Origin of the sequence: Streptomyces sp. Inha503 (assembly GCF_047215865.1) — a bacterium.
Classification (GTDB): Bacteria; Actinomycetota; Actinomycetes; order Streptomycetales; family Streptomycetaceae; genus Streptomyces; species Streptomyces lycopersici.
Genome location: NZ_CP178360.1, coordinates 8,743,238 through 8,766,591, shown reverse-complemented (window position 1 = coordinate 8,766,591; position 23,354 = coordinate 8,743,238). Strand labels below are relative to the sequence as shown.

Below are 23,354 nucleotides of genomic sequence, written 5' to 3'. Positions count from 1 at the left end.
ACGCAGCCGGACAGGCCGGATAGACGGAGCGTGACCGGACAAAGCCTCTCAAGGCAAGCCCCACGGCCCAACAGCCCCCGCCCGGCGGTCAGGTGAGGGCCGGAGCCCCCGCCGAGAGCGCGCCGTCCAGCAGCGTCGAATCGCCCATCTCGCTCAGCACCAGCGCGAGCGCGCCCAGCACCTCGGCCCGGCCGCCCAGCGCCCCCGGCATCACCGACAGCTGATGGGCCGCGCTCGGGATCGCGTACCGCGCGACCGACTCCCGGATCGGGCCCAGCACCAGCTCCCCCGCCTCGGCGAGCTGGCCGCCCAGCACCATCCGGCTCGGGTTGATCAGATTGCAGAGGTTGGCCACCCCGCTGCCGATGTGCCGGCCGACGTCCCCGATCACCCGCCGGCAGCCCGGGTCGCCCTCGCGGGCGAGCTGCACCATGCGCTCCACGGTGAGGTCCGCCCCATGGCTGGAACGCAGCAGCGGCAGCACATAGCGGGCCGCGGTGAAGGTCTCCAGACAGCCGCGGTTGCCGCAGCGGCACACCGGGCCCGACTCGTCCAGGGTGATGTGGCCGATCTCGCCCGCCGTACCGCCGGGGCCGCGGTAGATCTTCCCGCTGATCACCAATCCCGCGCCGACACCGTCGGCCACCTTGATGTACGCGAGGTCGCCGACCCCCCGGCCGGAGCCCCAGACCAGCTCGCCGAGCGCGCCGAGGTTGGCGTCGTTGTCCACGTGCACCGGCACCCCGAGCCGCTGGGCCAGGTCGTCGCGCGGATTGGTGCCCGCCCAGCCCGGCAGGATCGCGGTCGAGCCCAGCGTGCCGGTCTCCACGTCGATCGGGGCGGGCACGCCGAGCCCGACGCCGACCACCTTGTCCTGGCTCAGCCCGCTGGCCGTGATCAGCCTGCTGACCAGTTGCTCGGCCCGGTCCAGACCCTGCGCGGAGGAGGCGTCCACATCCAGCGGCTCGGCCTCCTCGGCCAGCACCTGATGGGCGAGGTTGCCAATGGCGACACGCAGATGCGTATGGCCGAAATCCACCCCCACGACAATGCCCGCGTCACCGCTGAGCGAGACGCTGCGCGCCCGGCGGCCACCCGCCGAGGTGGGCGTGACCTCGACCGTTCCGCCGTCCTTGAGCTCGCGCACGATGTTGGAGACGGTGGCGGCGGACAGCCCGGTGGACCTGGCGATCTCCGCCTGGGTCAGCGAGCCCGCCATCCGCACCGCACGGACCACCCGCTCGAGATTGGCCCGGTGCAGCGACGACTGCGATCCCGGAGTCTCCACGCCCATCCACTCCCGCCTTCGCGGGCGGCACGACGGCCGCTCCGCCCGACCGGACCGCAGCAGTGAGGCCCGGCTGTGTCTCCAACATGTGAACTCTAAGCTGAGCCGCCACGGTTGTCCCACGTCAAGCCCCTGACCGCCGTGGGACCGCTCGCGGTACCCTTCGCCGCCCACAGCGGCACGGCCCCGTCCCTTCCGCGAAACGGAAAGGACGGGGCCGTGAAAAGCCCTCCGCGATGTGCCCCTATTTGAGCGCGCCCGCGGTCAGACCCGCCTGGACCTGCCGCTGGAAGAGGATATAGACACCGAGTACGGGAAGCATCGCAAGCACCAGACCGGCGAAAAGCGCCGACCAGTCCCCCTTGTACTGCTGACTGGCCGCGAGCTGCACCAGGCCCTGGGTGAGCACCCGCTTGTCCTCATCGGTGTTGAGCACCGTCGGCAGCATGTACTGATTCCACTGCCCGAGGAAGTTGAAGATCCCCACGCTGATCAGTCCGGGCTTCGCCATCGGCAGCATGACCTGGAAGAACGTCCTGGTGTGGGACGCCCCGTCGATCAGGGCAGCCTCCGCGACCGAGGACGGCAGCGTCTTGAAGAACGAGGTGAGGAAGAAGACCGTGAACGGCAGCGAATAGGCGATATAGACCAGAATGAGCCCATGAAAGGTGTTGAGCAGGCTCATGTTCTTCATCACGAAGAACAGCGGCACCAGCGCCAGGATGATCGGGAAACTCATCCCGCCGACGAACATGAAATAGATGAACCGCTTTCCCGGGAATTCAAAGCGGGCCAGGATGTACGCCGCCATCGAGCCCAGCAACATCGTCCCGATCAGGGAGCAGCCCACCACCAGGATCGTATTGAGGAAGAAGTCGCCGATGTTCGACTTGCTCCAGGCCCTGCTCCAGTTGTCGAAGTGCAGGACCGAGGGCAGCCCCCAGGGCGAGGTGAAGATCTGCTTGTCGGTCTTGAGGGAGCTCATCACCGCCCACAGCAGCGGCAGCGTGACCAGGAGTCCCCAGACCACCAGGATGCCGTGCGAGAAGACGTTGAGGACCTTGCCCTCGCTGCCGATCCGGCCCTCGGGGGTGAAGCCCGGCGGCGGCTGCTTGGCGACCGGCCCGGTGGCCGGTGCCTCGCCCTCCTTGGTGACGCCCGGGAGCTCCGAGGGCTCTGCGTGCGAGGTCACTGTGGTACCCCCAGATCGGCGGTCGGGCGGCGGTGGCCGGGTGCGGTCGATGTGATCGGCATCAGTACTCCAGCCGTTCGCGCCGGCCGAGCCTGGTCACGATGACCGCGAAGATCAGGGTGACGATGAGCATCGCGACGCCGATCGTGGTGGCCCGTCCGGCCTGCCCGTCGTGGAAGGTCTTGGTGTAGACGTAGTAGCCCATGACCTGGGTGGAGTCGGCGGGGCCGCCCGGCCCCACGGTCATGATCTGCACCACGGCGAACGCGTCGAGCGCGATGATGCCCATATAGATCCAGCCGGTCTGGACCGTGTCCCACAGCAGCGGCAGGGTGATCTTGAAGAAGGTCTTGATCCGGTTGGCCCCGTCGAGCAGCGCCGCCTCGTAGAAGTCCCTCGGGATGGAGCTCATCCCGGCGGAGAAGAGGACGACGTAGAAGCCGACGTTGCTCCAGACCATCACCGCCATCAGGCACCACAGCGCCAGCTTCGGATCGGCCAGCCACTGCTGCTGGAGCGAATCCAGGCCGACTCCGTCGAGGAAGGAGTTGATCGCGCCGTTGCGCGGGTTGTAGGTGAACTGGAACAGCAGGGCGACGATCGCGATCGACAGCACCTGCGGGAAGAAATAGATCACCTTGTACAGGCTCGACCCGCGCACCCCGGAGACCGCAGCGTTCTTACGGCCCCGGCCGCCCACGTTGAGCATGAAGGCGAAGAAGAGCCCGAGGCCGAGCGTCACCAGCGGCACCACCAGCAGCAGCAGGACATTGTGCCCGACCGCTTTCCAGAAGAGGTCGTCGTGCAGCAGCCAGTCGTAGTTCTTGAACCCGACCATCTTGAAGTCGGAGCTCAGACCCGTCCAGTCCGTGAAGGAGTAGTAGATGGCCTGGACGAACGGCGAGATCACGAAGACCGCGTAAAGGATCACCGGCAGGGCCAGGAACCCCGCGATGAACCGGTACTTCCCATGCTGCATTTCTACCGACCTCGGTCTTCCCCTACGGATAATGCCGCCGGCGACGCGTGGACCCGCATCAGACGTGCTTGTACTTCTTGACGGCGTCGTCCTTGGCCGTGTCATCGGCGAACTTCTGGCACTTCTTGATCGTCTCGGCGGGGGTCATCCGGCCGGCCATCATCTCGCCGAGCGCGCCGACGCCGATCTGCTGCTTTTCCAGCGTCACGTACCAGTCCTGGAGCCGCGGGTTGACCACGTTCTTGCCCGCCTTGGTCAGCGCCTCCTGCGCCGACGCCAGACCCGGCGGCAGGGAGAGCCCTTCGGTGCCGCCGTTGAGGGAGGAGAGCGAGGAGACCTGCTTGATGAAGTTCTTGGTGGACTTCTCACCGAGCATGATCCGCAGCAGCTCCATGCCGCCCTCGGGGTTCTTCGCCGACTTCGGGACGATGAAGGGCTCACCGCCGGAGGCCCACAGGGTGCCGAACGGCAGCTTGTCGCTCTTGTCCAGGCTGGACGGCGCGGCCACCGCCATCTGGAAGTCCTTCGGAGTGGTCTTCTTCGCCTCGTTCTCCACCCAGGAGCCGTTCGGGATGAACAGCGCCTTGCCCTGGTTCCACGCGGTCTGGGACTCGATGTGGGTCAGGCCCGGGGTGCCCTTGAGGATGTAGCCCTTCTTGTAGAGCTCGTAGTACGCCTCGAAGGCGGCCTTCACCGCCGGGTGCTTCCAGGCGTTCGGCTCCAGGTTGTCGATCGAGTCCAGGACGTCCCGGCCGCCGATCTTGGCGATGAAGGGGTAGAGGCTGAACGGCAGGTAGTAGGGGTACTTGCCGGGGTAGGTCCAGCCCGCGACGCCCTTCTTCTTGGCCTTCTCGCAGACCTTGAGCATGTCGTCCCAGGTCTCGGGGTACTCCACGTCGAGCTTGGCGAGGTTGCTCTTGGAGTACCAGACGCCGTAGACGGTGTAGGCGTAGTAGAGGATCCACACCGGCTTGCCGTCGAACTGGCCCATCTCCACGACACCGGGGCGCAGCGTCTCGCGCACCGTCTTGTTCGGGTCGTCGAGGGAGGGCGCGTCCAGCAGCGGGGTGAGGTCGGTCAGCTGGTTCTTGGCGACCAGGGTGCCCATGTCCATCTGCTCGGCGCCGGAGTTGTCGACGAGGTCCGGCGGGGTGCCGCCGTTGAAGCGCGGCTGGAGCACGGTCTGGATCTTCTGGGTGGCGGCGTGCTTGACCTTTCCCTTGGTCTTCGGGAAGGCCTTGGCGTACTCCGCCTCGGCGTCCTTGGCGTACTGCTGGCCGAAGCCGCCGTCGAAGATGACGACGTCGAGCGCCGCGCTCTCATTGACCGCGAGCGGGTTCTTGGCGCTCTTCTTGCCCTTGTCGACCTTCTTGGAGTCGTCGTCACCGCCACTGGCACAGGCGGACAGCGCGCTCATCGCCGGCACGGTGATCAATCCGAGCGCCGCCGAGCGCTTGATCAGATCGCGACGGCCGACATCTGAGGTGGATCCCATGCTCAAGTCCTCGCCTTCGTCAGGACTCAGGCGGTGTAACGGTCTCCCGTACATACTCGCCTCCGGCGAGGGGCCCGACACCGCGGGTCAGTTGAAGCGTCAAGCGGAGTATTGCTGGGTGTACGCCGGGGAGAGCGGATGACCCGCCGAGGCCCTCCGATATGGGCCGCGGTGCGGCCTTCCCCCTGGGGCGACAGGTATAGTCCACTGGGCCTCATATGGGCAAGATCGAGAGGTCATCGGGTACCAGTCTTTCCCGAGTTGAGACCTGCCCGACATACCGTAAGGGGAGACATGCCGCGCGGCACGCCGCCGTGCGCGCTCCCCGAAAGGCGGTTCCCGTGTCCCGGAAGCAGCTCACCCTCGCCACCAGCATTGTCGTGACCGCGACACTCGCGGCCACCGCGGGGTGCGGCGCCGACAGAGGGGGCTCGTCCGCCGGGGACAGCAAGGGCGGCGCGGCGATCGGCAAGGGCATGGCCCAGCTGCCGGTGGAGCCCACCCAGGCACCGACCGAGGAGCCCACCGACGACCCGTATGACGAGCCGTCGGACTCCCCCACCGGCGGCTCAGGACTGGTCACCCCGGACGCCAAGATGGGCACCTGCGGATGGGGTTCGAACGGCAAGCCCTACGCCAATGTGAAGATCAGCAACTCCGGCTCCAGCACGGCCTACTACTCGCTGCTGGTCGGCTTCGTGGACAGCTCCGAGGAGGTCGTGACCACCGGGGTGGAGTCCGACGCCTCCGTGGCGGGCGGCTCCGAGAAGACCATCAAGGTCACCGGGCTCAAGGCGGACAGCTCCCACACCGCGAAGAAGTGCCGACTGTCGCTCGCCACCAAGTCCGACAACGCGGGCTGACGACGCGCCAGGGCCAACCTCGGCGACACGCCAGGAGCAAACCTCGACAACGCGCCAGGGCCAACCTCGACGACACACCAGAAGCAAGCTCAACGGGCGCACGGAATCGCCCCCATGGACGCGGGCCGTACCACCGACCGGGGTACGGCCCGCGGCGTACCACCCGCCGCACGGGCGCCCATTGAGCGCTGTCCGCAACCTTGACACCACCCTCCCCCTGCCTCCCTACTTATCTCTGCCCGACCCAGTGGACAACGTTGTCAGACTCGTTGAGAGGCTGAGTATGCGACAGAGACGACCCCAGAGACGATGGCGTGGGATCGGACGGTCGGCCGCCCTGGTGGCGGCCGTCCTGCTGGCGGTGACGGCCCAGGGCGGTGCGGTCGCCGCCCCCGCCGGCCCGGACTCCGCGCACCACGCCGACCGCACCTTCGCCTCGTCCTTCGAGTCGGGCGATCCCCAGCCCGACTGGCGGAACACGGTCGAGACCGGCCCCGACGGCAAGAAGAAGGCGTCGGGAGTCGACGGAGGCTACTCCTCCGGGATCCCCGGCAATGTCACCGACAAGGTCACCGAGGTCCGCGCGAGCGCGGAGAACGCCGACGGCGGGGAGATCAAGGAGAACCTCGTCGACGGCGAGGTCACCAGCAAGTGGCTGGCCTTCGACACCACCGCCTGGCTCGAGTTCGACCTGAGCGAGCCGGTGGAGGCCGTCCGCTACGCCCTCACCTCCGCCAACGACGCCCCCGGCCGGGACCCGAAGGACTGGACCCTCAAGGGCTCGGCCAACGGCTCCGACTGGACGACGCTGGACACCCGTAAGGACGAGACGTTCTCCTCGCGCCAGCAGACGCGGGAGTTCTCGTTCGACAACTCCACGGCCTTCAAGCACTTCCGGCTGGAGATCACCCGCAACGCCGGGGACGACATCGTCCAGCTCGCGGAGGTGCAGTTCGCGAACGGCGACACCACCCCGCCCGCGCCCGCCGACATGCGCACCCAGACCGACCGCGGCCCGACCGGCTCCCCCACCGCCAAGGCCAACGCGGGCTTCACCGGCACCCGTGCCCTGCTGTACGCGGGCACCCACAAGCCGGACGGCCGGGCGTACTCGTACAACAAGGTCTTCGACGTCGACACGGCCGTCACCCGGGACACCCAGCTGTCCTACCGGATCTTCCCGTCGATGCCCGAGACGGACCTCGACTACCCGGCCACCCATGTCTCCGTCGATCTCGCCTTCACCGACGGCACCTACCTCAGCGAGCTGCCCGGCGCGGTCGACCAGCACGGCGCCCGGATGAGCCCGCAGGGCCAGGCCGCCTCCAAGACGCTCTACGTCAACCAGTGGAACCACAAGGAGTCGCGGATCGGCGCGGTCGCCGCGGGCAAGACGGTCGACCGGATCCTCGTGGCCTACGACTCCCCCAAGGGCCCCGCGCAGTTCCGCGGCTGGGTGGACGACATCTCCATCGCCCCCAAGGCGCCCGAGAAGCCGCTGGCGCACCCGTCGGACTACGCGCTGACCACCCGCGGCACCAACTCCAGCGGCAGCTTCTCGCGCGGCAACAACTTCCCTGCCACCGCCGTCCCCAACGGCTTCAACTTCTGGACGCCGGTGACCAACGCGGGCTCCACCGACTGGCTCTACCAGTACGCCCGCGCCAACAACGACGACAACCTCCCCACCATCCAGTCGTTCAGCGCCAGCCATGAGCCCAGCCCCTGGATGGGCGACCGGCAGACCTTCCAGGTGATGCCGTCCGGGGCGAGCGGCACCCCCGACGCCGGGCGCACCGCCCGCGCGCTCCCCTTCCGCCATGAGAAGGAGACCGCCCGTCCCTACTACTATGGGGTGACCTTCGAGAACGGCCTCACCGCCGAGATGGCGCCCACCGATCACGCCGCGGCCATGCGCTTCACCTATCCGGGCGAGGACGCGAGCGTCATCTTCGACAACGTCAACAACAACGGCGGGCTGACCCTCGACGCCGAGCACGGCGTCGTCACCGGCTACTCCGACGTCAAGAGCGGGGGGTCCGCGGGCGCCACCCGGCTGTTCGTCTACGGCGTCTTCGACACCCCGGTGAGCGCGAGCGGCAAGCTGGACGGAGGCGGCGGCAAGGACGTCACCGGCTACTTCCGCTTCAAGCCGGGGAAGGACCGCACGGTCACCCTCCGACTCGCCACCTCGCTGATCGGCGTCGACCAGGCAAAGACCAACCTTGACCGGGAGCTGCCCGCGTCGCGGTCGTTCGGGCAGGTCAAGCGGGCCGCCCAGGCGGAGTGGGACAACATCCTGGGCCGGGTCGAGGTCGAGGGCGCGGACCGCGGCCAGCTCACCTCGCTCTACTCCAGCCTCTACCGGCTGTACCTCTATCCCAATTCCGCTTTCGAGAACACGGGCACGGTGGCCAAGCCCCGCAACCAGTACGCGAGCGCCTTCTCGCCGGCCACCGGGGAGAACACCCCGACCCACACCGGCGCGAAGATCGTCGACGGCGAGGTGTACGTCAACAACGGCTTCTGGGACACCTACCGCACCACTTGGCCCGCCTACTCCCTGCTCACCCCGAAGCGGGCGGGCACGATGGTCGACGGCTTCGTACAGCAGTACAAGGACGGCGGCTGGATATCCCGCTGGTCCTCACCGGGCTACGCCGATCTGATGACCGGCACCAGTTCGGACGTGGCCTTCGCCGACGCGTACCTGAAGGGCGTGCGGTTCGACGCCGAGGCCGCGTACGAGGCCGCGCTGAAGAACGCCACCACCGTGCCGCCCACGTCGGGCGTCGGCCGGAAGGGCATGGCCAGCTCGCCCTTCCTCGGCTACACCAGCACCGAGACCCATGAGGGGCTGTCCTGGGCGCTGGAGGGCTATCTCAACGACTTCGGCCTCGCCAACATGGGCAAGGCGCTCTACGCGAAGACGAAGAAGGCGCGCTACAAGGAGGAGTCCGAGTACTTCCTGCACCGTGCGCAGGGCTATGTCTCGCTCTTCGACGACAAGGCGGGCTTCTTCCAGGGCAAGGACGCCAATGGGAAGTGGCGCGTGCCCTCCGACAAGTACGACCCCCGGATCTGGGGCTACGACTACACCGAGACCAACGGCTGGGGCTACGCCTTCACCGCGCCCCAGGACAGCCGGGGCCTGGCCAACCTCTACGGCGGCCGCGCGGGCCTGGCGAAGAAGCTGGACACCTATTTCTCCACCCCGGAGACCGCCTCACCTGAGTTCAAGGGTTCCTACAGCGGCGTCATCCACGAGATGACCGAGGCGCGGGACGTCCGCATGGGCATGTACGGCCACAGCAACCAGGTCGCCCACCATGCGACGTACATGTACGACGCGGCGGGCCAGCCGTGGAAGACCCAGGAGAAGGTGCGCGAGGTGCTCTCCCGCCTCTACACCGGCAGCGAGATCGGCCAGGGCTACCACGGCGACGAGGACAACGGCGAGCAGTCCGCCTGGTACCTCTTCAGCTCGCTGGGCTTCTATCCGCTGGTGATGGGCGGCTCGGAGTACGCGATCGGATCGCCGCAGTTCACCAAGGTCACGGTGCATCTGGAGAACGGCCGCGACCTCGTCGTCAAGGCCCCGCGCAACAGCGCGCGGAACGTGTACGTCCAGGGTCTGAAGGTCAACGGCAAGGCGTGGAACTCCACCGCGCTGCCGCACTCGGTGATCGCCAAGGGCGGCACCCTGGAGTTCGCGATGGGTCCCAAGCCGTCGGCCTGGGGCACCGGCGCGAACGCCGCGCCGTCCTCCATCACCAAGGACGACAAGGTGCCCACCCCACGCCACGACCTGACGGTGCCGAGCGGCGGTACGGCGCTGCTGGACAACACCTCGGGCACCGAGGCGGCCTTCGAGTCGGTGGACCTGCCGGTCACGGAGCCGGGCCGCGCGGTGCAGTACACCCTGACCTCGTCGGAGCGCGGCAAGGCCCCGACGGGATGGGTGCTCCAGGGCTCTCCGGACGGCGAGAAGTGGCGGGACCTGGACCGGAGATCGGGCGAGTCCTGGTCCTGGGACAAGCAGACCCGCGTCTTCACGGTACGGACGCCGGGCACGTACGAGCACTACCGCTTGGTGCCGGACGACAAGTCGACACTGGCGGAGGTCGAACTCCTCGGCTGAGCGATTGGGCGGGCCGGGTCCGTATCCGCGGACCCGGCCCGCCCGGCCCTGGCCGCGGCTCACGCATCGCGAGCGCGGGCGGCCCGATACGGTGGGTCCATGCCACATGCCCCCGCGCTCCTCGTCATCGACATGCAGAACGCCCTGGCGGCGATCTCGCACCGGACCACCGAAACCGTCGCCGTGATCGCGGAGCTGCGCGAACGGGCCAAGGCCGCGGGCGTACCGGTGGTGACGATTCAGCACCAGGGCGTCGAGTTGGAGCCCGGTACGGAGGGCTGGCAGATCGTCCCCGAACTCAGGCCCTCCGCCGACGAGGTGATCGTCCACAAGACCAGTGCGGACAGCTTCCTGGACACGGATCTCGACAAGACCCTCAAGGCGCTGGGAGTCACCGCGGTGGTCGTCACCGGGTTCGCGACCGAGATCTGCGTGGACACCACGGCCCGGCAGGCGCTGAGCCACCAGTACGACGTGGTGCTGGTCGCCGATGGGCACACCACATCCGAGCGGCCGGACACCGGCGACTTCGCCCCGCCGGAGCGGTCGATCGCCCACCACAACGCGATTTTCCGGCAGATCGACTTTCCGGGGCGCCGCGTCCGCGTGGTGCCCGCGGCCGAAATGGACTTCACCGCCGGTTAGCGGGCGGTAGGGGCCGTCTCGGCGGACCTGCGGGAGCCAGGCCACGCGGGACGTACGTACGACCTCACCGGCCCCGCCCCCGCCACCCCACGCGAACAGGCGACGCTAACTGTCGGCGAAGAGTTCCTCCGCACGTGAGACAGTCACCGCACGGTCAAGCCACGTGTCGAGGAGGTCCAGATCCTTGCACGACCCCACGCGCTCGCGGGTCGCGGCGGTGACTTCGAGCCCTCGAGCGTTGAGGACCCGCAAAACGCTCTCGGCACGGGCCTCGACCTGGGTCTCAGCTCGTACCTCCGCGAAGGCTCGCTGGGCGTGCTCGGAACGGAAGAAGTTCAGCAACGCGGACATCAGGTCGCTCCAGATCTTTCGTGCCGGGGTGTTTCCGAGTCCCGCTTCGACGAGCTCGGCGTAGATCGTTGCCTGTTCGGGGTCGAGACTGTTGAGCGTGGTCGCCAGTGCCTTCAGTATGGCATCGACGTTTTCGCTCTTACTATGCGTAATCGCCGAGAAGACGGCCATCGGAACATCCCGGACCACGTCCTTCGCGTCGGTGACGACAGGAGTGTTTCCGGGGCCCAGGACAAGTGGGCGAACCGTCAGGGACGGGCAGTCGGGGATGCCGAGCCTGATCGGGTGAGCGGCCCATCGGGCGGTGGCCTCATCCGGGCAGAGCACGATCAGCACCGGCTGGTGGCCGAATTTGGCGTGCATGTACGAGAGGTAGTAGGCCCAGGCCGCAGGCTTCTTCGGATCTCTTCTGCTCTGGGATTCGATGGCGAACAGATACGTGCCGTCAGCCTCGGTCTCGACTTGGAGCAGCGTGTCCACGCGCCTCTCAACCGGTGCGATCTCGGTGAGGTCGGGGCTGACGACAAACGCGCTGCTCGTCTCCGGGAAGGGGACGCCGAGCAGTTGTCTGAGCGCTCGGACTATGGCGCCGGTGTCCTCCTGGAAAATCCGGTGGAGGGCCTCGTGTGAAGAACTGACCATGCGTCGAAACCTAGAGAGGGGAGGGCAAGTGCCGGTGGCCCTTGCCCTCACTTCACTCGATCGTAGGTCGCGACTCTTCGCGTTGACTCACTCAGCCGCGGGCGACCGCGAAGACGTGGAGATCCGCGTTGTCCGGCAGGGTGACGCTCTTGACCGTCTTGCCCTCCGGTGCCCGGAACGCCTTCGTGGCGAAGATGTAGGCGTCCACCACGTCCTTGTCGCCGCCACTGATGTTGCGGTACGGGGTCTTGGCGAGGGTCACATTGCCGTATTGGACGGTTCCGGCGCCGCCGCCCACCGTCCAGTCGGTGAAGGACAGGTCCGCCTCGTCCGAGCTGCCATCCGTGTAGGTGACCTTGGCGGTGGCCTTCTGGTTGCCGTTGACGGCGCTGCCGATGAAGGACAGGGCGGTGGAGGCCGGGAGAGCGATGGTCTGGCCGGTGGCCGAGGCGTTGTCGGGGCGGCCGGACGGGGAGGTGGGCCAGGTGTAGTCCAGGCCCTGGGTGGTTCCCTTGGCGCCCGGCTCGAGGCCGGCGGCGGCGAGGGCCTGGCGGGAGTAGCTCCAGCCGCCGCCGTCGTAGTCGCCCTCGTCGTGCTCGCCGGCGTCCTCGGTCGCGCCGACGTTGTTGTACGCGGCGAGCAGCGAGCCGGGGGCGGCCACGGTCAGCGTGATCGGCTGGACGACCTCGGTGCCCTCGCTGGTCACCGTCACCTTCGCGTCGTAGAACCCCTCGGCCGTGTCCTTCCCCGCGCGCAGCGCGATCTCCGCCGTGCCGTCCGCGCCCACCGTCCCGGAGGCGGGTGAGGCGGTGATCCCGTCGGGGGCGTCGGTGGTGAAGCGCACCTCGGGGCGGTCGCCCTCGCTGACCGGGACGGCGGCCACCTTCACGGTCAGGCTGTCGCCCGGGGCGAGCGTGCCCGTGGTCGGGCCCACCCCGATCTGGTACGGCTGCTCGCCCTCGCGGAAGGAGGGCGGGGCGTCGGACGGGGCCGAACCCCAGGCGCGGTCGGGGGCGTCGGACAGGGTGTAGTCCAGCGTTCCGCCGTGCCGTACGAAGGACTCCGGCAGCCAGGGGCGGTCACTCGCCCGCCCGTTCACCTTCAGCGCCTGCACGTAGGGCGCGCCGGGCGCGGCCTGCGGGGCGCTGATGGAGATGTCCCGGCCGCCGCGGTCGATCTCGATCCGCGGGAAGAGGGGCGAGGCCAGCACCAGTTCGGCGCGGGAGGGCACCTGCGGATACATGCCGAGGGCCGAGAAGACGTACCACGACGACATCTCGCCGAGGTCGTCGTTGCCGGGGATGCCGCCGGACTTCGTGGTCCACAGCTGGCGCATCGCGGCGCGCACGGTCTCCTGCGTCTTGTACGGCTGTCCGGCGTAGGCGTACAGATAGGGGACGTTGATCGACGGCTCGTTGTCCAGCTCGGACTTCTCGCCGCCCGCCCCGGTGAGCGCCCAGCCCCCGTCGGCGTCGTGGAAGAAGGCGTCCAGACGCTTCACCGCGGCGTCCTTACCGCCCATGGCGGCGAAGAGACCGGCGGGGTTGTGCGGGACCATCCACGTGTACTGGGCGCTGGTGCCCTCGACGAAGCCGTTGCCGGTGGCCGGGGTGAAGCCGGTGACCCAGCTGCCGTCGGCCTTACGGTTGGCGGCGTAGCCGCCGGTCTCCGGGTCGGCGGCGGCGTTGAAGTTGTTCTGCCACCACTGGGCGCGGCGCGCGAAGGTCTCGGCGGTGTCCTTACGGCCCGCGGCCCGTGCCAGTTGGGAGAGGGCGAAGTCCGCGCCGGACATCTCCAGGGTCTCGGCCGCGCCACCCCAGGCGTTGGAGACGGACGGCATGTAGTGCAGCTTCAGGTACTTGTCGAGGGAGGGCCGCTGACCGACCGACATGATGGGCTTGCCCGCCGGGCTGAGGTCCTTCTCCGTCGGCACGGTGGCCGCCTTGACGAGCGAGTCGAGGGCGGCGTCGAGGTCGTAGTCGTCGCCGCCGAAGGCCCGGATCCCGGCGAGGGCGGCAGCCGACGGGTCGCCGTTCATCACATGCGTCCCCGAGGCGCCCTGGAGCCAGCGGTCCCAGACGCCGCCGTTCTGCTGGGCGAGGTTCAGCAGGGACTGGGCGATGTCGGAGCCCTTGTCCGGCTCCAGCAGGGTGAGCAGTTGGAGTTGGGAGCGGTAGACGTCCCAGCCGGAGAAGGTGCCGTACTGGGCCCGGTGGCCCCGGCTCACCCGGTGCACCTCACCGTCGCTGCCCCGGTAGCGGCCGTCGGTGTCGCTGATGACGTTGGGGTGCAGCAGCGAGTGGTAGAGCGCGGTGTAGAAGGTGGTGCGGTCCGCGTCCGCGCCGCCGCCGACCCGGATGGCCGACAGCTGCCGCCGCCAGGCGTCGTACGCGGCGCTCCGCACCTGGTCGAAACCGCGCCGCGGCGGGTTCTCGGCGGCGAGGTTGGCCCGTGCGCCCTGGTCGCTGACGTAGCTGATGCCGACCTTGACGCCCACCCGGCGGGTGCCCGGGGCGAATTGGAGATAGCCTCCGGAGCCCTTCCCGGCCACCGGGCGGCCGTCGCCGCCATAGCCGCCGGAGCCGCCCTGGGCGCTGGTGGTGCCGGGCCGCAGGGTGCCGTCCCGCCAGGTGCCCTGGGCGGTGAACGGGGTGTCGAACGTGGCGGTGAAGTGCAGCGTGTAGTAGCTGCGGCGCCCCTCGGGGTCGAGATAGCCGCAGAAGTTGCCGCTGGTGACCGAGCCGGAGACGGTGCGGTGCGCCGGGTCGATGGTGAGGTCGGCGTCGGAGCTGCCGACCTCGGAGGAGGAGGTGCGGATCAGCAGGGAGGCGGTCTTGTCCGCGGGGTAGGTGAAGCGGGCCGAGCCGGTGCGGGCGGTCGCGGTCAGCTCCGCACCGGCGCCGGAGGCGAGGGAGACCTTGTAGCGGCCGGGTTCGGCGGTCTCGCCGGAGTGGCTGAAGTCGGAGGCGTAGACCTGGTCCTTGGTGTCGGCGGCGGGTGAGGTGGTGACCTCGCCGACGTGGGGGAAGAACGGGATGTCGCCCGCGCCGCCCGCGCAGCCGGTGCCGGACATATGGGTGAGGCTGAAGCCGCGGACGCGGGTGGCGTCGTAGTGGTAGCCGCCGGGCGCGGCGGTGCGGGTGGCGTCGCCGCGGGTGTTCTCCGGGCTCCACGACAGCATGCCGAAGGGCGCGACGGCACCGGGGAAGGTGTTGCCGCCCGCCGAGCTGCCGATGAGCGGATCGACGTACGCCGCCGGGTCCTTGACCAGCGTCGGCGGCGGGGCGGCCGACGCGGGCGCGGTGGCCGCAGTGGCGAGGAGCCCCGCGGTCAGGGCCGCGGCCGCCAGGGCGGCCAGGGGTCTTGAGGGCATTGCGGTCCCACCTTGTTCGGAAGGGCCGCGATCGCCGGGTCGAGCAAGCCGTGGGGACCGTACCGCACGGGGGCCGTCGGCCGTAAGGGTGCGGGGACGGTCTTGACAGGGACGCCTGGTTGGCGGCGTACTGATCGTTACAGTCAGTCTGACAACGTTGTCGCGTTCGCCGGTCGAGCAAGCCGCTTCCGCGTACCGACAATCGCCCATCGGACGGGCCATCATGGGCGCATGATCCTCCGCCAGCTACGTGACACCGACGAGGACGCCGAGGCGGCATGGGAGGTGGTGGCCGCCGCCTTCGGGGACTCCACCGCCCTCCGGGACTCGGCCGCCCTCCGGGACTCGGCCGCCCTCCGGGACTCGGCCGCCCTCGCGGGCAAGGACGGATGGCCGCCGGGGTACGCGGCCGAGGTCCATGAGCGGCACCGCCATCTCGCCCGCACCGACCCGGGCGGCTGCTGGCTCGCCCTGGACGAGTCCGGGATGCCGCTCGGTGTGACGCTGTCGGCCCGGCGCGAGGGCACCTGGGGGCTGTCGATGTTCGCGGTGCTGCCACGGGCCCAGCGGCAGGGCGTGGGCCGGGAGTTGCTGGCTGCGGCGCTGCTGTACGGACGGGGGTGTCTGCGCGGCATCATCTGCGGATCGGAGGACGCGCGCGCGGCGAGCACCTACCGGCGCGCGGGGTTCGCGCTGCATCCAGCGATGCGGCTGCGCGGCACGGTCGGACCGGAGACCAAGGAGCGGCTGTCCCCGCCGGACGGCGCGGTGCACGAGGGCGTGGCCCGCCACCGGGACCTGCTGGACTCGGTGGACCGCCGCACCCGGGGCGGCGCGCACGGCGCCGACCACGAACTGCTGCTCACCCAGCGGCGGTTGCTGGTGGTGGACGACCTCGCGGGCAGCGGCTACTGCTACGTGGGCGAGGACGGCAGGGTCGAGATGCTGGCCGCGACCTCGCGGCGGCTGGCGAAGCGGCTGCTGACCGCAGCGCTGCTGTGCCTTCCGGAGGGCACCGACGCCCGGGTCGCGGGGCTGACGGCCGAGCAGCAGTGGGCGGTGGACGTGGGGATCGAGGCCGGGCTCGAGCTGTCCACGAGCGGCTATGTGTGTCTGCGGGGGATGCCGCCGCCGATGCCGTACATCCCCTCGGGGACGTTTCTCTGACCGTGGTGTCTCCGGTACGCGGACGGCCGCACCCCCGCCCGGGGGTGCGGCCCGTCGTCGCCGCCGTGAGGCTGAGCCGCTGAGGCGCTGAGCCGCGCCTACTTGCGGATCAGCGAGCGCAGCACGTACTGCATGATGCCGCCGTTGCGGTAGTAGTCCGCCTCGCCGGGGGTGTCGATGCGCACCTTGGCGTCGAACTCAACCGCGCCGGCCTTCACCTTCACGGTCTCCGGGATGCCGCCCTCGTTGAGCGCGGTGACGCCGGTGATCTGATAAGTCTCCTCGCCGGTCAGGCCCAGCGAGTCCGCCGAGGCGCCCTCGGGGAACTGGAGCGGCAGGACGCCCATGCCGATGAGGTTCGAGCGGTGGATGCGCTCGTACGACTCGGCGATGACGGCCTTGACGCCGAGCAGCGCGGTGCCCTTGGCGGCCCAGTCGCGGGACGAGCCGGAGCCGTACTCCTTGCCCGCCAGGATGACCAGCGGGGTGCCGGCCGCCTGGTAGTTCTGCGAGGCGTCGTAGATGAAGGAGACCGGGCCGCCGTCCTGCGTGAAGTCGCGGGTGAAGCCGCCCTCGGTGCCCGGCGCGATCTGGTTGCGCAGCCGGATGTTGGCGAAGGTGCCGCGGATCATGACCTCGTGGTTGCCGCGGCGGGAGCCGTAGGAGTTGAAGTCACGCCGCTCGACACCGTGCTCGGTGAGGTACTTGCCGGCCGGGGTGTCGGCCTTGATCGCACCGGCCGGGGAGATGTGGTCGGTGGTGACCGAGTCGCCCAGCTTGGCCAGCACGCGGGCACCGGCGATGTCCTCGACCGGGGCCGGGTCCATCGTCAGACCCTCGAAGTACGGGGGCTTGCGGACGTAGGTGGACTCCGGGTCCCACTCGAAGGTGTTGCCGGTGGGCACCGGGAGCGACTGCCACTGGGCGTCACCGGCGAAGACGTCGGCGTAGCTGGTGTTGAACATCTCCTGGCCGATCGCGGAGGCCACGACCTCCTCGACCTCCTTCTCGGAGGGCCAGATGTCCGTCAGGTGGACCGGGTTGCCGTCCTGGTCGATGCCGAGGGCGTCCTTGGTGATGTCCACCTTCATGGAGCCGGCGATGGCGTAGGCGACGACCAGCGGCGGGGACGCCAGGTAGTTCATCTTGACGTCGGGGTTGATCCGGCCCTCGAAGTTGCGGTTGCCGGAGAGGACCGAGGTGACGGCCAGGTCGGCCTCGTTGACGGCCTTGGAGACCTCCTCCGGCAGCGGGCCGGAGTTGCCGATGCAGGTGGTGCAGCCGTAGCCGACGAGGTTGAAGCCCAGCTTGTCGAGGTACGGGGTGAGCCCGGCGCGGTCGTAGTAGTCCATGACGACCTTGGACCCGGGGGCCAGGGTGGTCTTGACCCACGGCTTGCGGGTGAGGCCCTTCTCGACGGCCTTCTTGGCCACCAGGGCGGCCGCGACCATCACATACGGGTTGGAGGTGTTGGTGCAGGAGGTGATCGCGGCGACGGTGACGGCACCGTGGTCGATCTCGTACTGCGAGCCGTCGGGGGCGATCACCGGGGTCGGCTTGGTGGGCACGCCGTTGGAGACGGCCGGGGCGTCGGAGGCCGGGAATGACTCGACACCCGCCTCGTCCAGGTCGGCCACGGGGGCGTAGGCGCGGACGTCCTGGGCGAACTTCTCGGCGGCCTCGGCCAGGATGATGCGGTCCTGCGGGCGCTTCGGGCCGGCGATCGACGGGACGACCGTCGCCAGGTCCAGCTCCAGCTTCTCGGAGAAGTCCGGCTCGGCGGCCGGGTCCAGCCACAGGCCCTGCTCCTTGGCGTAGGCCTCGACCAGCGCGAGCTGCTGCTCGCTGCGGCCGGTGAGCTTCAGGTAGTTGATGGTCTCGCCGTCGATGGGGAAGATCGCGGCGGTGGAACCGAACTCCGGCGACATGTTGCCGATGGTGGCGCGGTTGGCGAGCGGGATGGAGGACACGCCCTCGCCGTAGAACTCGACGAACTTGCCGACGACGCCGTGCTTGCGCAGCATCTCGGTGATCGTCAGCACGAGGTCGGTGGCGGTGGTGCCGGTCGGCAGCGAGCCGGTGAGCTTGAAGCCGACGACGCGCGGGATCAGCATGGAGACCGGCTGGCCCAGCATCGCGGCCTCGGCCTCGATGCCGCCTACGCCCCAGCCGAGCACACCGAGGCCGTTGACCATGGTGGTGTGGGAGTCGGTGCCGACCAGGGTGTCCGGGTACGCCTGGCCGTTCCGGACCATGACGGTGCGGGCCAGGTGCTCGATGTTGACCTGGTGGACGATGCCGGTGCCGGGCGGGACGACCTTGAACTCGTCGAAGGCGGTCTGGCCCCAGCGCAGGAACTGGTAGCGCTCCTTGTTGCGGCCGTACTCCAGCTCCACGTTCTGGGTGAAGGCGTCCGGGGTGCCGAAGCGGTCGGCGATCACGGAGTGGTCGATGACCAGCTCGGCCGGGGCCAGCGGGTTGATCTTCGCCGGGTCGCCGCCGAGCTCCTTGACGGCCTCACGCATGGTGGCGAGGTCGACCACGCAGGGCACACCCGTGAAGTCCTGCATGATCACGCGGGCCGGCGTGAACTGGATCTCCTGGCTGGGCTGGGCCTGCGAGTCCCAGCCGCCCAGCGCGTGGATGTGGTCGGCGGTGATGTTCGCGCCGTCCTCGGTGCGGAGCAGGTTCTCCAGCAGCACCTTGAGGCTGTAAGGGAGCCGGGCCGACCCCTCGACCTTGTCCAGCCTGAAGATCTCGTACGATTCGTCGCCCACGTGCAGGGTGCTGCGGGCGTCGAAGCTGTTCGCCGACACGACAGTCTCCTTCATGCATGATTTCGCGCGTACCACCGCAATGCTGCCGTCACATGCCCGCGCCGATCCGCTAAGGTATGGCTAAGTTAGGTAAGCCTTACCGACGCGGGGCGGCTATGCGCCTTCCAGCAGATATCTCGATGTCGAGATAACCCTAATACATCGCCCCCGCGCGGTCATGCCCTGCCCGGGTGCGAGCGCGGTCGGGGCATCGATGTTCACCCATCTCCACCCGTGTTCACCGGTAAGGGTGATCGCCGACTGAGCCGCGCCCACCACCGCGATACTGCTGCCATGGACCCGCATCTGCTCCGCACGTTCATCTCCGTGGCCCGCTGCGGATCCTTCTCCGACGCCGCCCATGAGCTGGGGTTCACCCCCGCGGCGGTCTCCGAGCACATCGCGTCCCTGGAAGCGGAGCTGCGGACGTCGCTGCTGACCCGGCGGCCGGTCATGCTCACCAGCGCGGGCGCCCGGCTGCTGGAACACGCCGGTCCGCTGCTGCTCCGTCTGGACGCGGCGCGGGCCGACGTCGAGCGGCTGTCGGGGTCGGGCGCCGCCCGGCTGGTCGTGGGGGCCTCGCCGCTGGCGATGACCCCGAGAATCGCCGCGGCCCTGGACCGGGTGCGCCAGGCGCATCCGGCCGCCAAGGCCTCCCTGCGGATCCTCGGCCGCCGGGAGATCCCGGCCGCGGTGGCGTCCGGAACCCTGGACCTGGGGCTGATCGACGGCCCGGCCACCACCGCCGACGCCCTGCCGCTGCCCGAGGTGGGCCCGCTCACCGCGGTCACGGTCGCGGAGGCCCCGCTGGTGGTCGCCCTGCCCACCGGCCACCCGCTGGCCCGCCGCCTCGGCCTGCGACTGGCCGACCTCGCCGACACCCACTGGCTGGACGCCCCGGACGCCGCCATGCCGCTCGAGCAGCTGCGCGCGGTCAGCCGGACCGACGGCTTCCGCGCCTCGCTGACGTACGAGGGCACCGATGTCCGCGGCCTCCTCGCCCTCACCGCCGCCGGCCACGGCCTGACCCTCCTCCCCCACCCCGCCACCAAGGGCACCCCCGGCATCGTCACCGCCCCTTTGATCGCCCCCCGCCTCCTCCACCGCACCGAACTCCTCCACGGCCCCGCGGTCGACGGCCCGGCCCGAACGCTGGCGGCGGTGGTGACGGGGGACCGTCACCGGTACGGGTGATCCCGGGGCCCGGACCCCTGCCCCGGTCGTCGACGCGACCTCCGACGGGCCTCAGCCGCCCGCGAGGCGGGTTCTGACCAGGGTGAGGACCTCCTCGTCGGAGAGGCCCAGGGCGCGGGCCTGGTCCACCAGGCCCTGGACGCCCTCCAGGAGCCGGGCGCGGGCCGTGGGCTGGTCGCCGGTGACGACCGCGCCGCGGCCTCGGCGGAGTTCGATCAGGCCCTCCTCGCGGAGCCGTTGGTAGCCGCGCAGGACCGTGTGGACGTTGACGCCGAGGGATTCGCCGAGCGCGCGGGCGGCGGGGAGGCGTTCCCCGGGGCGTACGGTGCCGTCGGCGATCGCGCCGCGTACGGAGGCGGCGATCTGGTCGGCCAGCGGGACCGCGGAGCCGGGGTCGACGCGGAAGAGCATCTCAGCCCCGCTCCCCCGCCGCGGGGCGGTCGCGCTCGATCAGGGTGTTGAGCAGCGCGGCGGCGGTGGCGGCGTCGTCCACCGTCACCGCGAACTCCCGGCCCGTGGCGAGCGTCAGGAACAGCGCGTCGCCGGAGCGGAACACCAGGGCGCTGCCGCCGCCGCGGACCCGGTAGCCCCAGCCGCCGAGGCTCAGCGCGGCGGCCTCGCGGCTGGTGGCCCGCTCGATCCGGTCCAGCGGTATCCGCATCCGGGGCCGCGGGGCGAACCATAGGGCCAGGGCGAGGCCCCGGCGGTCGACGGTCACCCGGCAGCGGGCCAGTGCCGTGCAGACCAGCCCGATGACGATCAGCCCGATGGCGATCAGCCACGCCTCCGTCCCCAAGCCCACGGCGACCAGCACCGCGCCCAGCAGCGTGGTCCCCGCGCCCACGGTGAGCAGCACGGGCGATCCGACGGTGCGCGTCCAGATGGCCACTTCGCCCGTGGCCAGCGGGAGCCGGGGCGCGGCGGCCCGCCGCCCGGCATCGGTCTCCGGCGCCGCGTCACGGCTCGCGAGCAGCCAGCCCAGCGCGCCCATGGCGGCCGCGACGGCGAGGGCGATGCCCAACTGCCACAGGGGCTGGGAGACCCGGGAGGCGCGGGTGGCGTCGGCGTTGGCGAAGAGCAGGGCGGCGAAGGCGTAGCCCAGCAGGCCGGACATGCCGTAGCCGAGGGTGACCGCGAACCGCTGGGCGCCGAGGCCCTTGGTCAGGCGGAGGGTGGGTACGAGGGTGAGGAGTCCGGAGCCGAGGAGGAGGGCGGTGACCACCGAGAGGAACGCACCCGTACCGGTGAATCCGTCGGCCTTCCCGTCCGCGCCGAAGTGCGTGGCGAGCGGGTCCGGCAGCCGGTCGCGCAGTCCGGCGAACGTCGCCACCACCACGGCCCACGCCAGCGCGAAGGGCAGTGCGACGACCAGCGCGCGCCGTCGGACAGGACGCATATCGACCCCTCACTTCGCCACGCGTTTCCCCACTTGTTCGCATACTAATAGAACAATGCCCGAGCGGAGAGCCGTCACTCTTTCCGCCCCCACCTCGCGTGCGCATCTCATATGTGAGATAGCCTCCTCTTCATGACTGACGACTACCTCTCACGCATCGGCAAGCTCATCCGTGACGCCCGTCAACACCGTGGCTGGACCCAGTCCCAACTCGCGGAGGCCCTCGGCACAAGCCAGAGTGCGGTCAACCGCATTGAGCGGGGAAACCAGAACATCAGTCTTGAGATGATCGCCAGGATCGGCGAGGCCCTGGACAGCGAGATCGTCTCCCTCGGCTACGCGGGCCCGATGCACCTCCGGGTGGTCGGCGGCCGCCGGCTGTCCGGGGCCATCGACGTCAAGACGAGCAAGAACGCGTGTGTGGCGCTGCTGTGCGCCACGCTCCTCAACGCGGGCCGTACGACGCTGCGGAGGGTCGCCAGGATCGAGGAGGTCTACCGCATCCTCGAGGTTCTGGGCAGCATCGGCGTCCGCACCCGCTGGATCAACGACGGCGCCGATCTGGAGATCGTGCCGCCCGCCGTGCTGGACCTCGAATCCATGGACACCGAGGCCGCGCGCCGGACACGCAGCGTCATCATGTTCCTCGGCCCGCTGCTGCACCGGATGGACCGCTTCCGGATTCCCTACGCGGGCGGTTGCGACCTCGGCACCCGCACCGTGCAGCCGCATATGACCGCCCTGCGCCACTTCGGCCTCGAAGTGACCGCCACCGACGGGATGTACCACTCCCGCGTCGACCGCTCGGTCGCCCCCACCCGCGCCATCGTGCTGACCGAACGCGGCGACACCGTCACCGAGAACGCGCTGCTGGCGGCCGCCCGGCACGACGGCGTCACGGTGATCCGCAACGCCTCGTCCAACTACATGGTCCAGGATCTCTGCTTCTTCCTGGAGGAGTTGGGCGTCAAGGTCGAGGGCGTGGGCACCACGACGCTGACCGTCCACGGCGTGGCCCAGATCGACCGCGATGTCGACTACTCCCCCTCCGAGGACCCGGTCGAGGCGATGAGCCTGCTGGCCGCCGCCGTCATCACCGAGTCGGAGCTGACGATCCGCCGGGTGCCGGTGGAGTTCCTGGAGATCGAGCTGGCCGTTCTGGAGGAGATGGGGCTGGACCACGAGCGCGGCCGGGAGTACGCGGCGGACAACGGCCGCACCCGGCTGGTCGATCTGACCGTGCGCCCGTCCAAGCTGCAAGCCCCCATCGACAAGATCCACCCGATGCCGTTCCCCGGCGTCAACATCGACAACGTGCCCTTCTTCGCGGCCATCGCGGCCGTCGCCCAGGGCTCGACGCTGATCCACGACTGGGTCTACGACAACCGCGCGATCTACCTCACCGAGCTCAACCGCCTCGGCGCCCACGTCAAACTCCTCGACCCGCACCGCGTCCTGGTCGAGGGCCCCACCCGCTGGCGCTCCGCCGAGATGATGTGCCCGCCCGCCCTGCGCCCCGCCGTGGTCGTGCTGCTGGCGATGATGGCCTCGCCGGGCACCTCCGTGCTGCGCAACGTGTACGTCATCAACCGCGGCTACGAGGATCTCGCGGAGCGGCTGAACTCGATCGGCGCCCAGATCGAGACCTTCCGCGACATCTGAAAGCCTTACGAAAAACTGCCGCCACACCCCTTCTGACCTGCACAAATGCGTTGTGAGAGGGGAGGTGGTGGCGCCCCTGGGACTTCTCAGGGACTTTGAGTCGGCGTCGACGCCTTCAGATCGCTACACACTCCACACGATGCGTCACCG

General features: G+C 69.6%; 15 protein-coding genes. 6 read left to right on the top strand and 9 right to left on the bottom strand.

The window, feature by feature from the left end; all coding sequences use genetic code 11:
* Window positions 1-88 precede the first annotated feature (88 nt).
* The 4 genes from ACJX2R_RS37245 to ngcE all read right to left on the bottom strand — a co-directional run bounded on the left by ACJX2R_RS37245 (window position 89) and on the right by ngcE (window position 4,954).
* Window positions 89-1,288, bottom strand: coding sequence for an ROK family transcriptional regulator (locus ACJX2R_RS37245; RefSeq protein WP_262699339.1), 1,200 nt, complete (start codon window positions 1,286-1,288; stop codon window positions 89-91).
* Window positions 1,289-1,532: 244 nt separating this feature from the next.
* Window positions 1,533-2,366, bottom strand: a complete 834-nt coding sequence (locus tag ACJX2R_RS37240) for a carbohydrate ABC transporter permease (RefSeq protein ID WP_413106029.1) — start codon at window positions 2,364-2,366, stop codon at window positions 1,533-1,535.
* 175 nt (window positions 2,367-2,541) lie between these two features.
* Window positions 2,542-3,459 carry a carbohydrate ABC transporter permease gene (locus ACJX2R_RS37235; protein WP_262699338.1) on the bottom strand — a complete coding sequence of 306 codons (918 nt, stop codon included), beginning with the start codon at window positions 3,457-3,459 and terminating at the stop codon, window positions 2,542-2,544.
* A gap of 58 nt (window positions 3,460-3,517) precedes the next feature.
* On the bottom strand, window positions 3,518-4,954 hold the full coding sequence (gene ngcE / locus ACJX2R_RS37230) for an N-acetylglucosamine/diacetylchitobiose ABC transporter substrate-binding protein (RefSeq protein ID WP_413103656.1): 1,437 nt from the start codon (window positions 4,952-4,954) through the stop codon (window positions 3,518-3,520).
* A 341-nt stretch (window positions 4,955-5,295) separates the two neighbouring features.
* Here ngcE and ACJX2R_RS37225 point away from each other — a divergent pair, with 341 nt between their 5' ends.
* The 3 genes from ACJX2R_RS37225 (at window position 5,296) to ACJX2R_RS37215 (ending at window position 10,603) form a co-directional block, all read left to right on the top strand.
* Window positions 5,296-5,817: a PT domain-containing protein gene (locus tag ACJX2R_RS37225; RefSeq protein ID WP_413103655.1), complete on the top strand. Its 522-nt coding sequence runs from the start codon at window positions 5,296-5,298 to the stop codon at window positions 5,815-5,817.
* A gap of 283 nt (window positions 5,818-6,100) precedes the next feature.
* On the top strand, window positions 6,101-9,958 hold the full coding sequence (locus ACJX2R_RS37220) for a GH92 family glycosyl hydrolase (protein WP_413103654.1): 3,858 nt from the start codon (window positions 6,101-6,103) through the stop codon (window positions 9,956-9,958).
* A gap of 99 nt (window positions 9,959-10,057) precedes the next feature.
* Complete coding sequence (locus ACJX2R_RS37215) at window positions 10,058-10,603, top strand: isochorismatase family protein (protein ID WP_413103653.1); 546 nt, start codon at window positions 10,058-10,060, stop codon at window positions 10,601-10,603.
* A 105-nt stretch (window positions 10,604-10,708) separates the two neighbouring features.
* Here the strand turns inward: ACJX2R_RS37215 and ACJX2R_RS37210 are convergent, their stop codons facing one another.
* Both ACJX2R_RS37210 and ACJX2R_RS37205 read right to left on the bottom strand, forming a co-directional pair.
* The gene (locus tag ACJX2R_RS37210; RefSeq protein ID WP_413103652.1) at window positions 10,709-11,596 is read right to left on the bottom strand and encodes a hypothetical protein; all 888 of its coding nucleotides are present in this window, start codon (window positions 11,594-11,596) and stop codon (window positions 10,709-10,711) included.
* A 91-nt stretch (window positions 11,597-11,687) separates the two neighbouring features.
* The gene (locus tag ACJX2R_RS37205) at window positions 11,688-14,969 is read right to left on the bottom strand and encodes a GH92 family glycosyl hydrolase (RefSeq protein WP_413103651.1); all 3,282 of its coding nucleotides are present in this window, start codon (window positions 14,967-14,969) and stop codon (window positions 11,688-11,690) included.
* Between the two features lie 231 nt (window positions 14,970-15,200).
* Here ACJX2R_RS37205 and ACJX2R_RS37200 point away from each other — a divergent pair, with 231 nt between their 5' ends.
* Entirely contained in the window at window positions 15,201-16,136 is a 936-nt protein-coding gene (locus ACJX2R_RS37200) for a GNAT family N-acetyltransferase (RefSeq protein ID WP_413103650.1), read from the top strand.
* 98 nt (window positions 16,137-16,234) lie between these two features.
* Here the strand turns inward: ACJX2R_RS37200 and acnA are convergent, their stop codons facing one another.
* Window positions 16,235-18,952, bottom strand: coding sequence for an aconitate hydratase AcnA (gene acnA, locus ACJX2R_RS37195; protein WP_413103649.1), 2,718 nt, complete (start codon window positions 18,950-18,952; stop codon window positions 16,235-16,237).
* Window positions 18,953-19,246: 294 nt separating this feature from the next.
* Between acnA and ACJX2R_RS37190 the strand changes: the two genes are divergently transcribed.
* Window positions 19,247-20,146 (top strand): LysR substrate-binding domain-containing protein, encoded by a 900-nt coding sequence (locus tag ACJX2R_RS37190; RefSeq protein ID WP_413103648.1) that lies wholly within the window; start codon window positions 19,247-19,249, stop codon window positions 20,144-20,146.
* 51 nt (window positions 20,147-20,197) lie between these two features.
* On the opposite strand, the gene ACJX2R_RS37185 is transcribed toward ACJX2R_RS37190, so the two are convergent.
* Both ACJX2R_RS37185 and ACJX2R_RS37180 read right to left on the bottom strand, forming a co-directional pair.
* Window positions 20,198-20,557 (bottom strand): GntR family transcriptional regulator, encoded by a 360-nt coding sequence (locus ACJX2R_RS37185; RefSeq protein ID WP_020867895.1) that lies wholly within the window; start codon window positions 20,555-20,557, stop codon window positions 20,198-20,200.
* Window position 20,558: 1 nt separating this feature from the next.
* A complete protein-coding gene (locus tag ACJX2R_RS37180) occupies window positions 20,559-21,542 on the bottom strand; it encodes a hypothetical protein (protein ID WP_413103647.1) in 984 nt (327 codons plus the stop codon).
* Between the two features lie 132 nt (window positions 21,543-21,674).
* Between ACJX2R_RS37180 and ACJX2R_RS37175 the strand changes: the two genes are divergently transcribed.
* On the top strand, window positions 21,675-23,204 hold the full coding sequence (locus tag ACJX2R_RS37175; protein ID WP_413103646.1) for a helix-turn-helix domain-containing protein: 1,530 nt from the start codon (window positions 21,675-21,677) through the stop codon (window positions 23,202-23,204).
* Window positions 23,205-23,354 lie beyond the last annotated feature (150 nt).